Annotated in this window: 13 protein-coding genes and 2 tRNA genes; all 15 read right to left on the bottom strand. The window is 55.1% G+C overall.

Annotated elements, in window-relative coordinates; all coding sequences use genetic code 11:
• Nucleotides 1–163: 163 nt before the first annotated feature.
• The 15 genes from CJF39_RS09235 to ftsH all read right to left on the bottom strand — a co-directional run bounded on the left by CJF39_RS09235 (nt 164) and on the right by ftsH (nt 15314).
• A complete protein-coding gene (locus CJF39_RS09235) occupies nt 164–517 on the bottom strand; it encodes a BON domain-containing protein (RefSeq protein ID WP_094993140.1) in 354 nt (117 codons plus the stop codon).
• A gap of 291 nt (nt 518–808) precedes the next feature.
• On the bottom strand, nt 809–2914 hold the full coding sequence (gene pnp, locus CJF39_RS09240) for a polyribonucleotide nucleotidyltransferase (protein WP_094993141.1): 2106 nt from the start codon (nt 2912–2914) through the stop codon (nt 809–811).
• 225 nt (nt 2915–3139) lie between these two features.
• Nucleotides 3140–3409, bottom strand: a complete 270-nt coding sequence (rpsO, locus tag CJF39_RS09245; RefSeq protein ID WP_094993142.1) for a 30S ribosomal protein S15 — start codon at nt 3407–3409, stop codon at nt 3140–3142.
• Nucleotides 3410–3564: 155 nt separating this feature from the next.
• Entirely contained in the window at nt 3565–4482 is a 918-nt protein-coding gene (gene truB, locus CJF39_RS09250) for a tRNA pseudouridine(55) synthase TruB (RefSeq protein ID WP_094993143.1), read from the bottom strand.
• Nucleotides 4483–4485: 3 nt separating this feature from the next.
• Complete coding sequence (rbfA, locus tag CJF39_RS09255) at nt 4486–4887, bottom strand: 30S ribosome-binding factor RbfA (protein WP_047277524.1); 402 nt, start codon at nt 4885–4887, stop codon at nt 4486–4488.
• A gap of 158 nt (nt 4888–5045) precedes the next feature.
• A complete protein-coding gene (gene infB / locus CJF39_RS09260; RefSeq protein ID WP_094993144.1) occupies nt 5046–7538 on the bottom strand; it encodes a translation initiation factor IF-2 in 2493 nt (830 codons plus the stop codon).
• A 27-nt stretch (nt 7539–7565) separates the two neighbouring features.
• On the bottom strand, nt 7566–9047 hold the full coding sequence (gene nusA / locus CJF39_RS09265; RefSeq protein ID WP_047277528.1) for a transcription termination factor NusA: 1482 nt from the start codon (nt 9045–9047) through the stop codon (nt 7566–7568).
• A 47-nt stretch (nt 9048–9094) separates the two neighbouring features.
• Nucleotides 9095–9553, bottom strand: coding sequence for a ribosome maturation factor RimP (rimP, locus tag CJF39_RS09270; RefSeq protein ID WP_094993145.1), 459 nt, complete (start codon nt 9551–9553; stop codon nt 9095–9097).
• Between the two features lie 142 nt (nt 9554–9695).
• Nucleotides 9696–9772: transfer RNA gene (locus tag CJF39_RS09275), tRNA-Met, on the bottom strand.
• Nucleotides 9773–9868: 96 nt separating this feature from the next.
• Nucleotides 9869–9954 (bottom strand) — tRNA-Leu (locus CJF39_RS09280).
• 28 nt (nt 9955–9982) lie between these two features.
• Nucleotides 9983–10366 carry a preprotein translocase subunit SecG gene (secG, locus tag CJF39_RS09285; RefSeq protein WP_094993146.1) on the bottom strand — a complete coding sequence of 128 codons (384 nt, stop codon included), beginning with the start codon at nt 10364–10366 and terminating at the stop codon, nt 9983–9985.
• A 4-nt stretch (nt 10367–10370) separates the two neighbouring features.
• A complete protein-coding gene (gene tpiA, locus CJF39_RS09290) occupies nt 10371–11126 on the bottom strand; it encodes a triose-phosphate isomerase (protein ID WP_094993147.1) in 756 nt (251 codons plus the stop codon).
• Between the two features lie 66 nt (nt 11127–11192).
• On the bottom strand, nt 11193–12530 hold the full coding sequence (gene glmM / locus CJF39_RS09295) for a phosphoglucosamine mutase (protein ID WP_094993148.1): 1338 nt from the start codon (nt 12528–12530) through the stop codon (nt 11193–11195).
• Between the two features lie 10 nt (nt 12531–12540).
• On the bottom strand, nt 12541–13398 hold the full coding sequence (gene folP, locus CJF39_RS09300; protein ID WP_094993149.1) for a dihydropteroate synthase: 858 nt from the start codon (nt 13396–13398) through the stop codon (nt 12541–12543).
• Between the two features lie 8 nt (nt 13399–13406).
• Nucleotides 13407–15314, bottom strand: coding sequence for an ATP-dependent zinc metalloprotease FtsH (gene ftsH / locus CJF39_RS09305; RefSeq protein WP_047295573.1), 1908 nt, complete (start codon nt 15312–15314; stop codon nt 13407–13409).
• Nucleotides 15315–15331 lie beyond the last annotated feature (17 nt).

Raw genomic sequence — 15331 nt, forward strand, 5'->3', positions numbered from 1 at the left:
TTCACCGAAGTTACCCCGCCCAAATAGAACAGCCCCCGACGCAAGCGTCGAGGGCTGTAATGACCACATCCATGTGGCCGTCGCATGAACCAATTTTGAAAGCTGCAGATGATCGGTCAGATCATCTGCTCCGGCTTTCCCCCGGTTCTACGAGAAAATAATCTTACTCAGCTTTCAAGCCGTCAGCCGATACGGCTTTTACGCCTTTGACATTCTTGGCGATGTTTACGGCAGTTGTTTTCTGCGCGTCAGTTACAGCAACCGTGGAGGACAAAGATACGACACCCTTGTTGGTCTCTACTTTAATGTCAGTGCCTGGAATGCCTTTTTCGGTCAGCAGGTCTGATTTAACTTTGGTGGTGATCCAGGTATCAGAAGTAGCTTCTTTGGCTTTAGTAACTTCGCCAGCAGCGACGACCATAGGCGCCTGAGCAGTGGATTGAGCAGCAAATGCTGCGTTGGCCATAGTCAGGGTCAGAGCGGTGGCAGTTGCAGCAGCGATAGCGAACTTCTTCATACGAGTTACTCCTGTCTTCTTTAAAATCTGCGCCGGCGTGCGGCTGCAGGGTTATCAGTACTATTGCAGGCGCTGTGCCAACTTTTTAAAAAAATAAAACCCTTTAAAATCAATAGCTTATAAGTTATGTCAACTTCCTCCTTCGTGCAAAATGCATGGCCGGCCTGTTTGATTGCATGCAAGTTGCAGCTTTTCTCTCATGGCCTTTAGCCCACTGCGACCCTGCTTTTGAGGCGCGCATAAAAAAAGGATCCCGAAGGATCCTTTTTTCAACAGACGCTCAGGCCGCGATTAAGCGTCCGAAGCCTTGGCGGCAGCTACGTCCTTGATGGACAGTTTGATACGGCCGCGGTTGTCCACGTCCAGTACCAGCACTTCCACTTCCTGACCTTCTTTCAAAATGTCAGTCACTTTCTCAACGCGGGCATCGCTCAACATCGAGATGTGAACCAGGCCGTCTTTGCCTGGCAGGATGTTCACGAATGCGCCGAAGTCGACGATGCGCTCAACCTTACCGATGTAGATCTTGCCGATCTCGGCCTCAGCCGTGATGCCCAGAACGCGCTGACGCGCTGCTTCTGCTGCTTCCTTGGTCTCACCGAAGATCTTGATCGAACCGTCGTCTTCGATATCGATCGAAGCTTTGGTTTCTTCACAGATCGCACGGATGGTTGCGCCACCTTTACCGATGACATCACGGATTTTGTCGGTGTCGATTTTCATCGCAATCATGGTTGGCGCATTGGCCGACAATTCGTTACGCGACTGACCAATGATCTGGTTCATCTGACCCAAGATGTTCAGACGAGCGTCCAGGGCCTGGCCCAGGGCGATCTCCATGATCTCTTCGGTGATGCCTTTGATCTTGATGTCCATCTGCAGCGCGGTCACACCTTTGGAGGTACCGGCTACTTTGAAGTCCATGTCGCCCAGGTGGTCTTCGTCACCCAGGATGTCGGTCAGTACAGCAAACTTCTCGCCTTCTTTAACCAGACCCATGGCGATACCGGCAACAGGTGCCTTCATCGGTACACCGGCGTCCATCAGTGCCAGGGAAGCACCGCACACCGATGCCATCGAGCTGGAACCGTTGGATTCGGTGATTTCCGATACAACACGAATGGTGTACGGGAACACGTCTGCAGCAGGCAGCATGGCCTGAACGGAACGACGGGCCAGACGGCCGTGACCGATTTCGCGGCGGCCTGCACCCCCCATGCGACCACACTCGCCTACCGAGAACGGAGGGAAGTTGTAGTGCAGCATGAACGGGTCTTTCTTTTCGCCTTCCAGCGTGTCCAGCAGCTGTGCGTCACGGGCAGTACCCAATGTCGCGACAACCAGCGCCTGGGTCTCGCCACGGGTGAACAATGCAGAACCGTGAGTCTTCGGCAGAACGCCCACTTCGATGTTCAGAGGACGAACAGTCTTGGTGTCACGACCATCGATACGCGGCTTGCCATTCACGATGTTTTCGCGAACGGTGCGGTATTCGATTTCGCCGAAAGCGGCTTTGACTTCAGACGCCGAAGGCTGGCCTTCTTCGCCCGACAGCTTGGCAACAACCTGGTCACGCAACTCGCCCAGACGCGCATAACGCTCGTGCTTGACGGTGATGGTGTAAGCCTGGGAGATCGCTTCACCGAACTCGGCACGAATCGCGCCCAGCAGTTCGGTAGCTTCAGGAGCAGCAGACCAGTCCCACGTCGGCTTGGCAGCTTCGGCAGCCAGCTCTTTAACAGCCTGGATGACAACCTGGAATTCATCGTGAGCGAACAGTACTGCGCCCAGCATCTGGTCTTCGGTCAGCTCTTTGGCTTCAGACTCAACCATCAAGACAGCTTCCGAAGTACCGGCAACCACCATGTCCAAGCTGGATGCAGCCAGTTGCTCATAAGTCGGGTTCAGCAGGTAACCGGTGCTCTCGTGGAATGCAACGCGGGCAGCGCCGATCGGGCCATCGAAAGGAATACCGGAGATGGCCAGCGCAGCCGACGTACCAATCATTGCAGCTACATCAGGATCGGTTTTCTTGCTGGTGGACAGAACGGTGCAGACAACCTGCACTTCGTTCATGAAGCCTTCCGGGAACAGCGGACGGATCGGACGATCGATCAGGCGCGAGGTCAGGGTTTCTTTCTCGGAAGGGCGACCTTCACGCTTGAAGAAACCGCCCGGGATTTTACCTGCGGCGTAGGTTTTTTCCTGATAGTGAACCGACAGAGGGAAAAAGCCCTTGCCTGGATCAGCTTGCTTGGCGCCGACGACAGTCACCAACACGCTGACGTCGTCGTCAACGGTGACCAATACTGCGCCGGAGGCCTGACGGGCGATACGGCCAGTCTCGAGGGTTACGGTCGACTGACCGAACTGAAATTTTTTGATAACCGGGTTCACGGTGTCCTACCTTCTCTTTGTGGCTCTTGGGGAACGGGTTTCTTGCGAAATACGTGTGCAATGCCGGGCATTGGCCCGATCAAGATGCTTACGAAAACGGCCGACTGCGTGCGTTTTCGTAAATATCCGGTTAGTCCAGATAAAACTTGAGGCTGGAAGCCCGCCGCCCACCCGCGAGAAACGCGCAGGTGGACGACAAACAACCAGCCTCCAGCAACATCGCTATTAGCGACGCAGACCCAGGCGAGCGATCAGCGCAGCGTAACGGCTGATGTCTTTGCCTTTCAGGTAGTCCAGCAGCTTACGACGCTGGTTTACCATGCGGATCAGACCACGACGGGAGTGGTGATCTTTACCGTTGGCCTTGAAGTGACCCTGCAGCGTGTTGATGTTGAAGGTCAGCAGTGCAACTTGCACTTCTGGAGAACCTGTATCACCTGGAGCACGCTGGTAGTCAGCTACGATTTCTGCTTTGTGTTCAACTGTAAGTGCCATGTGGCTTTCCTTTCTTCAGGGGTCTGTCTGCAAGCAAACAGATCCAATAGGCCGAGGACAAATCCTCGTATTTAAATGTGAGATGTGACCGTGCCTAATAACAGCCACCCTCGTTCCAGTCCTCGCAGGCAATAGCCGGCTTGGCCTGGCTCCGGTCATTCCGACCGAATCAGTCGACGCGGCGCAATGCGCCCGTCTTCGCTCACTTCACCGATACCGATGAAGCGACCATTGTGATCTTGTACCCGCACCATGCCAAACTTAGGCGCATCGGGAGCACGAACCGGCTGGCCATTGAGCCAATAGAACGCGCTGTGCTCCGAAAAGTGCAGCAAAGGCCAGTCAAGCAAGCCGCTGTCCGATGGCATCAGGAAGCGGTCTACTGCTTCGTTGCCACCTTCAGCATGCACGGCTTCCAGCTCTTCCAGCGTGACCGTCTGGGCCAGACTGAAAGGACCGGCCTGGGTGCGGCGCAATTCAGCAACATAGGCTCCGCAGCCCAGTTCTTCACCGATATCTTCCACGAGGGTACGGATATAGGTGCCTTTGGTGCAATCCACGGCCAAGCGTGCAGTGTCGCCTTCGCTGGCCAGTAATTCGAGTCGTGTAATAGTAACAGAACGTGGTTCGCGCTCCACCACCTCACCCGCACGGGCGAGCTTATAAAGCGGTTGGCCATCACGCTTGAGCGCTGAGTACATCGGCGGTATCTGACTGATTTGTCCGCGAAACTTCGGCAAGACCGCCTCAATATCGGCGCGACCAACGGTCACCGGACGGGTCTTTAAAACCTCGCCTTCAGCATCAGCAGTCGTGGTGGTCTTGCCCAATTGCATCAAGGTTTCATAACCCTTGTCAGAATCGAGCAGGTATTGCGAAAACTTGGTGGCTTCGCCAAAGCACAGCGGCAGGACGCCGCTGGCCAATGGGTCGAGGCTACCGGTGTGCCCGGCCTTCTCGGCATTGAGCAGCCAGCGGACTTTCTGCAAAGCCGCGTTGGAGGTGAACCCCAACGGTTTGTCCAGCAGGATGATGCCGCTGACGTTACGACGGATACGCTTGACCTGAGCCACCGGTTACTCCTTGGTGTCTTCGGGAGCAGTCGCATCTGGATGCTGATTGTCTTCAGCCACTGCACGCTCAATCAACGCAGACAGGTGCGCGCCACGTACAACACTTTCATCGTAGTGGAAGTGCAGCTGAGGAACACTGCGCAGCTTCATCTCACGCGCCAGTTGCATGCGCAGGAAGCCGGCTGCCGAGTTCAGTACCTTGATGGTCTGAGCAATATCTTCAGCGTTGTCCTGCCCCATCACGGTGATGAAGATCTTGGCGTGACCAACGTCACGGCTGACTTCAACAGCAGTGATGGTGACCAGTCCCACACGTGGATCTTTGACTTCACGACGGATCAGCTGTGCAAGCTCTCGCTGCATCTGATCGCCGATACGTTGGGTACGGCTGTATTCTTTTGCCATGTCTTGTTACCTGTTACTCACCCATGGGAAACCCATGCGTTCTGAAAGCGGCAAACGCCCGGCCAGACAGAAGCCGGACCGGGCGTTGCGTTTAGAGTCCGGGACGGGCCACGTGCATTTGCATGCCGCGGGACGTCCTGGCTCTTGAGGCTCGCGATTTAGAGGCTGCGAGCAACCTGGACCTTCTCGAACACTTCGATCTTGTCGCCGACTTTAACGTCGTTGTAGCTCTTGACGCCGATACCGCACTCCATGCCGGCACGCACTTCGGCAGCGTCATCCTTGAAGCGGCGCAGGGATTCCAGCTCGCCTTCAAAAATAACGATGTCGTCACGCAGCACACGGATTGGACGGTTACGGTGAACAACACCTTCAAGCACCATGCAACCTGCGATCGCACCAAACTTCGGCGAACGGAACACGTCACGAACTTCGGCAATACCCAGGATGTTCTCACGGACGTCGCTGCCAAGCATGCCGGTAAGGGCTTTCTTGACGTCTTCGATGATGTCGTAGATGACGTTGTAGTAACGCATGTCCAGGCCTTCCTGCTCGACAATCTTGCGAGCGCCAGCATCAGCACGCACGTTGAAGCCGAACAATACAGCGTTGGAGGCCAGTGCCAGGTTTGCGTCGCTTTCGGTGATACCACCGACGCCGCCGCCCACTACACGCACTTGTACTTCGTCGTTACCCAGGCCGCTCAGTGCGCCCTGCAGAGCTTCCAGCGAACCACGGACGTCAGATTTGAGGACGATGTTAAGCGTCTTCTTCTCTTCCTGCCCCATGTTCTCGAAGATGTTTTCCAGCTTGCCTGCGTGAGCACGCGCCAGTTTCACTTCGCGGAACTTGCCTTGACGGAACAGGGCAACTTCACGTGCCTTCTTCTCGTCAGTCATCACGCTCATCTCGTCGCCAGCGTCTGGCGTACCGTCCAGGCCGAGAATCTCGACAGGGATGGATGGACCGGCTTCCTTGATGGCCTTGCCGTTCTCGTCAAGCATGGCGCGGATACGGCCATAGTTAGAGCCCACCAGAACCATATCGCCTTGACGCAGGGTACCGTCTTGGACCAGTACGGTCGCAACAGGGCCACGGCCTTTGTCCAGACGGGACTCGACAACTACACCACGACCTGGAGCCGATGGAGTGGCTTTGAGTTCCAGGACTTCAGCTTGCAGCAATACGGCTTCGAGCAACTCGTCAACGCCAGTACCCATTTTCGCCGAGACCGAAACAAACGGAGTGTCACCACCCCACTCTTCCGACGTCACGCCGTGGACGGACAACTCGCTGCGGATGCGATCGAGATCAGCACCGGGCTTGTCGATTTTGTTCACAGCAACCACCAGCGGCACGCCAGCTGCTTTCGCATGCTGAACAGCTTCGATGGTTTGCGGCATAACTCCATCGTCTGCAGCCACAACCAGAATCACGATGTCTGTTGCCTTGGCACCACGTGCACGCATTGCGGTAAACGCAGCGTGACCCGGGGTATCAAGGAAAGTGACCATGCCGCGTTCTGTTTCAACGTGGTATGCACCGATGTGCTGAGTAATACCACCGGCTTCGCCAGCGGCTACCTTGGCACGACGGATGTAATCGAGCAGGGACGTTTTACCGTGGTCAACGTGACCCATTACGGTCACTACCGGAGCACGGGAGAACGACTCGCCTTCAAACTTCAGGGACTCGGCCAGGGAATCTTCCAGGGCGTTATCGCTGACCAGTGTCACTTTATGGCCCAGTTCTTCAGCAACCAGTTGGGCAGTTTCCTGATCCAGTACCTGGTTGATGGTTGCCGGAGTACCCAGCTTGAACATGAACTTGATGACTTCAGCAGCCTTGACCGACATCTGCGCAGCCAAATCGCCGACAGTGATGGTCTCGCCGATCTGTACGTCACGCACAACTGGACCGGTAGGGCTCTGGAAGCCGTGAGCATTGCGTTTTTTCAGCTTGCCCTTGCCACGACCGCCACGGCGGAAGCTATCGCTTTCTTCGTCAGAAGTGCGCGGTGCTACACGTGGCGTCGGCGCTTTTTCTTTAACCGATGCACGATGTGGCGCGTTTTTACGCTCGCCATCACCACTGCCGCGACGATTGTTGTCGTCTGCGCGTGGTTTGTCCGGACGACGCTGCTCATCACGCTTGCGTGCATCGGCGGCTGGCGCTGCTGCTGGAGCAGCTTGCGCTGGAGCAGGTGCGGCAGGTGCTGCGGCGGCCGGAGTCGAGGCAGGCTGACGGCGCGCTTCTTCTTCGGCGCGACGCTTGGATTCTTCTTCAGCCTTTTGACGTGCAGCATTTTCTACTGCGCGGCGCTCATCCAGCTCACGCTTGCGCTCAGCTTCGATTTCTTCCGGGCTGCGCTGTACGAAGACTTTCTTCTTGCGTACTTCAACGCTGATGCTTTTGCTGCCAGCTACACGCAGGGTGCTGGTGGTTTTGCGCTGCAAAGTGATCTTGCGCGGTTCTTCCACTTTCGCCTTGTGGCTGCTTTTCAAGTGAGTCAGCAGAGCTTGCTTCTCACTGTCGGTTACATTCTGCTCGGCGGCGGTGTGCGGCAGACCTGCCTCACGCATCTGCTGCAACAGGCGCTCAACCGGTGTTTTGACCTCATCGGCCAGTTGTTTCACCGTGACTTGCGTCATGCATTTCTCTCCTCAGGCCGCGCCTAATTACTCGAACCAATGGGCTCGGGCGGCCATGATCAACTTGCCGGCACGATCATCGTCAATGCCGTCGATGTCGAGCAGGTCGTCAATAGACTGCTCGGCCAGGTCTTCGCGGGTAATTACGCCGCGCACCGCCAGTTCCATCGCCAAATCCTTGTCCATACCCTCAAGCGAGAGCAGGTCTTCGGCCGGATGGGCGTCTGCCAGCTTTTCCTCAGTAGCGATGGCTTTGGTCAACAAACGATCCTTGGCCCGAGCGCGAAGCTCGTTGACGATATCCTCGTCAAAGCCGTCGATGTTGAGCATCTCCTCCACCGGTACGTAGGCAATCTCTTCCAGGCTGGTGAAGCCTTCATCAACCAGCACCTGCGCCAACTCTTCATCAACTTCGAGTTCTTCGATGAAGTTGCGCAGAATGTCACCGGTCTCTGCTTGCTGTTTAGCCTGGATGTCCGATTCGGTCATCACGTTCAGGGTCCAACCAGTCAACTGGCTAGCCAAACGTACGTTCTGACCGCCGCGACCAATCGCCTGGGCCAGATTGTCTGCGCCAACGGCGATGTCCATTGCATGGGCATCTTCGTCGACAATAATTGCCGCCACTTCTGCAGGCGACATTGCGTTGATCACGAACTGCGCCGGATTCTCATCCCACAGAACGATATCCACTCGCTCCCCACCCAATTCGCCGGACACTGCCTGGACACGCGAGCCGCGCATACCAATGCAAGCACCTTGCGGATCAATGCGTTTGTCTTTGGAGCGAACAGCTATTTTAGCGCGAGATCCAGGATCGCGGGAGGCCGCCATCACTTCGATCAGGCCTTCGGAAATCTCAGGAACTTCGATCCGGAACAGTTCGATCAGCATTTCAGGCGCGGTGCGCGACAGGATCAACTGAGGACCACGGTTCTCGGTGCGAATCTCTTTCAACAACGCACGAAGTCTTACGCCGACACGGAAAGTTTCACGCGGAATGATGTCTTCACGAGCCAGCAACGCTTCTGCGTTATTGCCCAGATCGACGATCACATTGTCACGCGTTACTTTCTTGACAGTGCCGGAAATGATTTCGCCCAAACGCTCGCGATAGGCATCAACGACTTGAGCACGTTCAGCTTCGCGGACCTTTTGCACAATTACCTGTTTGGCAGTTTGTGCAGCAATCCGGCCGAATTCGATGGAATCGATTTTTTCTTCGATGATGTCACCGGCCACCGCGCCTGGCTGTTTCGCCTGCGCCTGGTCAACCGCTAACTCGATTGCTGGATCATCCAGATCTTCGTCTTCGACCACGGTCCAGCGACGGAACGTCTCATAGTTACCGGTGTGGCGATTGATCTCCACACGCAGTTCGACTTCGTCTTCAAAACGCTTTTTGGTAGCAGTGGCAAGAGCCAGCTCCAGCGCTTCAAAAATAACGTTTGCCGGTACGCCCTTTTCATTGGACACCGACTCAACAACCAGCAGTACTTCTTTGCTCATCGTACGCCTCGCCTTTCGCAAGCCATTGGATCCGCGGGATCCGCGTCTCAGTCAAAACTGGGAATAATGTTGGCCTTGTCGATCATATCGATCGGCAGCAGGAACTCATGGTCTTCAACTTGCACCACGATATCCTGATCCTCTACGCCGCGCAGAAGGCCCTGAAAGTTGCGACGCCCTTCGAATGGCGACCGCAGCTTGATCTTCACTTGCTCACCGACATACTTGGCAAACTGTTCAAGCGTGAACAGAGGGCGTTCCATGCCAGGAGAGGAAACTTCAAGGGTGTATTCAACAGCGATAGGATCTTCAACATCCAATACGCCACTGATCTGACGGCTCACGATGGCGCAATCGTCCACCAATACACCGCCTTCCTTGTCGATATACACACGCAACATTGAATGGCGGCCTTGAGCCGAAAATTCAATACCCCAGCATTCATAGCCAAGGGCCACGACCACCGGGGCCAACAAGGCCTGCAACTGTTCTAGCTTGCTCGACACCTGAACCCCCTAGTGCATGTTTGTGCATGCTATGCAGAATGAAAAAATGGGCGAAGCGCCCATCCCTGAAACGCCGTTGAATACCGGCGTTATAAAGTGTCCAGTTAACAAAAAGCCCCTGAATTAGGGGCTCCGCTAAAACTGGTTGCGGGAGCCGGATTTGAACCGACGACCTTCGGGTTATGAGCCCGACGAGCTACCAGACTGCTCCATCCCGCGACAAAGCTGGAGCGGAAGTATACGGTTGATCCCTTTCAGGGTCAATCCAACCTTCCACATACAAGAAAGCCCGCTATTGCGGGCATTCCTGATAATTGGTACCGAGAAGGGGACTCGAACCCCTACACCCTATGGGCACAACCACCTCAAGGTTGCGTGTCTACCAATTCCACCACCTCGGCAATACTACATTACAACATGAAACCCGTTTTACTTTTGCTCTTGAGCTGGAGGTACGTCAGTCGCTGGAGTAGCCGACTTTTGCTCTTGAAGCACCGGCACATCATCTGAAGCCGGTTGTTGCTTTGGCGCTTCCAAAACTGCTGGATCTGGTAAACCTACCTGAGTTAGCTCTTGAGCTTTCTCTTTAGCAAAGTAACCTAACCCTAAGCTGGTTATGAAAAAACCTGCGGCAAGTATAGCAGTAAACTTACTAAGAAAGGTAGAGGAACCTTGGCTTCCGAACACAGTATTTGAAGCACCTGCTCCGAAAGATGCTCCAGCATCCGCACCCTTACCCTGTTGCAGCAATACGAGAGCAATTACGCCCAATGCACCCAACAGATGAAAAACGACTACGACTGTTTCCAGCATTTTCTCAGTTTCCCGCGGCGCGACAGATCGCACCGAACTCATCTGCATTCAGGGAAGCCCCACCAATGAGCCCCCCATCGATATCCGGCATGCTGAACAGTTCGACCGCATTGGCCGCCTTCACGCTGCCGCCGTATAGAAGCTGCACACCTTGTGCTACTTCAGAATTCTTCTGCGCCAGCTGTGCGCGAATGGCCGCATGCACATCTTGCGCTTGCTGCGGTGTTGCAGTCAGCCCGGTACCAATAGCCCAGACCGGCTCGTATGCAATCACTGCTGCCGCAAACACATCAATACCGAACTCATCAATCACAGCGTTCAGTTGACGCCCTACAACCTCAAGGGTTTGCCCCGCTTCGCGCTGCTCCAGGGTCTCCCCAACACACAACACCGGCTTTAAGCCCGAAGCTTGAGCGGCTGCAAACTTGCGATTGAGCGTCTCGTTCGATTCACCCAGAATCAGGCGTCGCTCCGAATGCCCCACCAAGACCAGTCTGCAACCTGCATCTGCTAGCTGGGCAGAAGATATCTCACCAGTCAGCGCACCCTGCTCCGCCTCTACCGCTGCATCCTGAGCACCAACCATTATTGGCGTATCTTTCAAGCCATTGATTACTCGATCAATAAACAAGTCAGATGGGAATACTGCAATCTCGACATCGCTCTGCAAGCCCAGCTTACACAGACCTTCGATCAGCTCAGCGACGCTGGCGCGGGTACCGTGCATTTTCCAGTTACCAGCTACCATCTTGCGGCGCATGCTTTACCTCGTCGGTCAAAGTGGGCGCAGATGTTACCCAACCACATCCGCGCTGGCAAGCCGAATTCAAGCACAAACTTCACTTACAAGTTTTGCCAGTTCTTCTGCATACCCACGGACCATGGTTTCGTCATCACCTTCGACCATGACACGCACCAAAGGCTCTGTACCCGACTTACGCAAAAGCACACGACCACGACCCTGCATCGCTTGCGTAACTTGCGCGCACGCGTCCTTGACGGCCGGATGCTCAACAGGGTTAACACCTCCCGAGAATCGAACATTCAGCAGAACCTGAGGACATTTGCGGACCGCCTGACGGGACTGGGCAAGGCTTTCTTCACGACGACGCAAAGACAGCAATACCTGAAGCGCAGCAATGATCGCATCACCGGTAGTTGTGTGCTGAAAGCAGACAATATGGCCCGAGTTTTCGCCACCAACTTGCCAATCGCGCTCTTGTAGACCCGCTATGACGTAACGGTCCCCAACATTGGCGCGCACAAATGGAATACCCAGATCAGCCAAGGCAAGCTCAAGCCCGAGATTACTCATTAGCGTCCCGACCACACCGCCTTGCAACTTGCCGCGCTCATGCAGATCGCGAGCAATGATGAATAGCAGCTCATCACCATCCACTATCGCCCCCGTATGATCGACCATCAGCACCCGGTCGCCATCACCATCAAAGGCGATACCCAAGTCAGCGTGCTCAGCAAGTACAGCCGCTTGCAATTGACCCATATGGGTCGAGCCGCAATTGTCATTGATATTGAGGCCGTTCGGTTGTGCCGATAGCACCGTCACCTCGGCACCCAACTCTTTAAAGACACTTGGCGCAACCTTATAGGTCGCACCATGCGCGCAGTCGACAACGATCTTCAGGCCATTGAAATTGGTGCTGCTCGGGACACTGCTTTTACAAAATTCGATATAGCGACCAGATGCGTCATTGATGCGCGAGACCTTACCCAACTTGCCGGAGTCAACGACTGTCATCGGTGCATCCAGCAACTCTTCGATCATCAGCTCGACTTCATCCGGGAGCTTGGTGCCCTCACCAGAGAAGAACTTGATGCCATTATCATCATGAGGATTGTGTGATGCACTGATCACGATCCCTGCCTGCGCATGAAAAGTCCGTGTCAGGTAGGCAATCGCAGGGGTTGGCATTGGACCCAGCAACATGACATCCGCCCCTGCAGCAGACAACCCGGCCTCCAGGGCGGACTCAAACATGTAACCTGAGATTCGGGTGTCCTTACCAACCAGAATCCGGCAAGCGCCCATGCTACGAAACGCCATACCCGCAGCCCAGCCCAGCTTGAGCATGAAGTCAGGGGTAATGGGATAAACGCCGACCCGACCGCGAATGCCGTCGGTGCCAAAATACTTCTTCGTCATACTTGCTCCATCATTCTTGGTCGGCAGACTCTACCGCTGCGATCATCCGTACCACATCAACCGTTTCGGCAACATCATGGACACGCAAGATACGCGCACCTTTGGTCACTGCCAATGCTGCCAGTGCCAGACTGCCGGACAGACGATCAGTAACTGGCTTGTTCAGGACCTGACCGATCATGCTTTTGCGCGAGACACCCACTAACAATGGTTGCCCCAACGCATGCAAGGCTTCCATATGCTTGAACAGGCTCAAATTGTGCTGAAGGGTTTTGGCGAAGCCAAATCCCGGATCAAGAATGATCCGTTCAGGCTCAATCCCGGCAGCAGCGCAAACCATCATTCGATTCGCAAGAAACGCTGAGACTTCACCCAGGAGATCCCGATACTGCGGATCATTTTGCATGTCGCCGGGCTCGCCCAGCATATGCATCAGACAGACAGGCAATCCACTTGCTGCTGCCGCTTGTAGAGCACCCTCACGACGTAGTGAACGCACATCATTGATCAAGCCAGCACCCAGCCGCGCTGACTCTGTCATCACCAGTGGCGTAGAAGTATCGACAGAAATAATGACATCAAGCTCACGATTGATGAGCTCAACAACAGGCGCAACGCGTTCCAGCTCTTCCTGCGCAGTCACTGCACGCGCACCGGGCCGAGTTGACTCGCCCCCAACATCGATTAACGTTGCCCCCGCCTGAACCATTGCCTGCGCATGACGCAAGGCCTCTTCCAGGCGAGCAAACCGGCCACCGTCCGAGAAAGAATCCGGGGTTACGTTGAGAATGCCCATCACATGCGTGTGAGCCAAATCAAGAACCCGGTTGCCACAAGGCAACCGGGTCGAGGACTGAACAGAAGTCATTTCAAGCCTTAGTGATCTGCTGCCGGACCACCGATAGGTGTTTCCGGTCGCTCGGTCTTATCCAGCGTCGGTGCTGTCGGTGTCCCCGAACCATCACCCCAGTCGCGCGGCTCACGCGGAGGGCGACCCGCCATGATGTCGTCAATCTGATCGGCATCGATCGTCTCGTATTTCATCAGGGCATCAGCCATGGCTTCCAGCTTGTCCCGATTGTCGGTCAGAATCTGCTTGGCCGTGCCATAACATTGATCAATGATGCTGCGCACTTCCGAATCGATCAACTTGGCGGTTTCACCCGAAACATTAGCGCCTTGACCGCCGCCGCCACGCCCCAGGTAGGACTCATCGTCTTCGGCATACATCAATGGACCCAGCTTTTCGGAAAGACCCCATTTGGTAACCATGTTCCGGGCAATCTGGCTGGCACGCATGATGTCGTTGGACGCGCCGGTAGTGACACCGTCAAAACCCAACGTCATTTCTTCTGCGATACGACCGCCATAGAGAGAGCAAATCTGGCTGATCAACGCCCGCTTGGAAAGGCTATAACGATCCTCTTCAGGCAGGAACATAGTCACACCCAACGCGCGACCGCGAGGAATGATCGAAACCTTGTACACAGGGTCATGCTCAGGCACTACACGGCCGACAATAGCGTGACCCGCTTCGTGATACGCCGTATTACGCTTCTCCTTGTCCGACATAACCATGGATTTGCGCTCAGCGCCCATCATGATTTTGTCTTTGGCCAACTCAAACTCTTTCATCTCAACAACACGCTTACCGGTGCGCGCCGCAAACAAAGAGGCCTCGTTCACCAGGTTGGCCAAGTCAGCACCTGAAAAGCCGGGTGTACCACGTGCAATGACTGCAGGCTGAACATCATCACCAATAGGCACTTTACGCATGTGGACTTTGAGGATTTGTTCACGGCCGCGGATATCCGGCAGCCCTACTACAACCTGACGGTCAAAACGACCGGGACGCAGCAAGGCCGGATCGAGAACGTCAGGACGGTTGGTCGCGGCGATCACGATGATGCCATCGTTCATTTCGAAACCGTCCATCTCAACCAGCAACTGGTTAAGCGTCTGCTCACGTTCGTCGTGACCACCACCCATGCCCGCGCCACGATGGCGGCCCACTGCATCGATTTCGTCAATAAAGATAATGCAAGGTGCATGCTTTTTAGCCTGCTCGAACATGTCGCGAACACGACTTGCACCAACACCCACAAACATTTCGACAAAGTCCGAGCCCGAAATCGTAAAGAACGGAACCTTGGCTTCACCGGCGATCGCTTTGGCGATCAGCGTTTTACCAGTACCTGGAGGACCAACCATCAGCACACCGCGAGGAATTCGGCCACCTAAACGCTGGAATTTCCCCGGATCGCGCAGGAACTCGACCAGTTCACCCACTTCTTCCTTGGCTTCGTCACAACCCGCTACGTCAGCCAACGTGGTTTTGACTTGATCTTCGGACAACAGCCGCGCCTTGCTCTTGCCAAAGCTCATCGGGCCGCCTTTACCGCCGGCACCGCCTTGCATCTGGCGCATGAAGAACATGAAGACCGCAATAATCACAAGAATCGGGAAGCTTGCAACCAGGAGCTGCGTCCAGATGCTTTGTTGCTCGGGCAGCTTGCCTTCAACGGTGACGTGGTTATCCACCAGATCACCGATCAAACCATTGTCCTGAATCGCCGGACGAATGGTCTTGAAGGTATCGCCATCGCTGCGCTTGCCGGTAATCACGTAGCCATCAACCGCTACGCGCTCGACCTTGCCATCCTTAACTTGCTGGATGAAGTCGGAATAGTTGAGGGTTTGTGGCTCGTTTGGACTGGAGAAGTTGTTCATCACGGTCACAAGGACAGCTGCGATGATCAACCACAGGATCAGATTCTTTGCCATATCGTTCAATTAGCTAC

This window comes from Pseudomonas lundensis (genome assembly GCF_002269125.1).
Classification (GTDB): Bacteria; Pseudomonadota; Gammaproteobacteria; order Pseudomonadales; family Pseudomonadaceae; genus Aquipseudomonas; species Aquipseudomonas lundensis_A.

Bases quoted from the DNA above. Each gene is read 5' to 3' on its own strand.
- CJF39_RS09235 (WP_094993140.1), bottom strand. From the start codon at position 517: ATGAAGAAGTTCGCTATCGCTGCTGCAACTGCCACCGCTCTGACCCTG.
- rpsO (WP_094993142.1), bottom strand. From the start codon at position 3,409: ATGGCACTTACAGTTGAACACAAAGCAGAAATCGTAGCTGACTACCAG.
- rbfA (WP_047277524.1), bottom strand. From the start codon at position 4,887: ATGGCAAAAGAATACAGCCGTACCCAACGTATCGGCGATCAGATGCAG.
- infB (WP_094993144.1), bottom strand. From the start codon at position 7,538: ATGACGCAAGTCACGGTGAAACAACTGGCCGATGAGGTCAAAACACCG.
- nusA (WP_047277528.1), bottom strand. From the start codon at position 9,047: ATGAGCAAAGAAGTACTGCTGGTTGTTGAGTCGGTGTCCAATGAAAAG.
- secG (WP_094993146.1), bottom strand. From the start codon at position 10,366: ATGCTGGAAACAGTCGTAGTCGTTTTTCATCTGTTGGGTGCATTGGGC.
- tpiA (WP_094993147.1), bottom strand. From the start codon at position 11,126: ATGCGCCGCAAGATGGTAGCTGGTAACTGGAAAATGCACGGTACCCGC.
- glmM (WP_094993148.1), bottom strand. From the start codon at position 12,530: ATGACGAAGAAGTATTTTGGCACCGACGGCATTCGCGGTCGGGTCGGC.
- folP (WP_094993149.1), bottom strand. From the start codon at position 13,398: ATGACTTCTGTTCAGTCCTCGACCCGGTTGCCTTGTGGCAACCGGGTT.
- ftsH (WP_047295573.1), bottom strand. From the start codon at position 15,314: ATGGCAAAGAATCTGATCCTGTGGTTGATCATCGCAGCTGTCCTTGTG.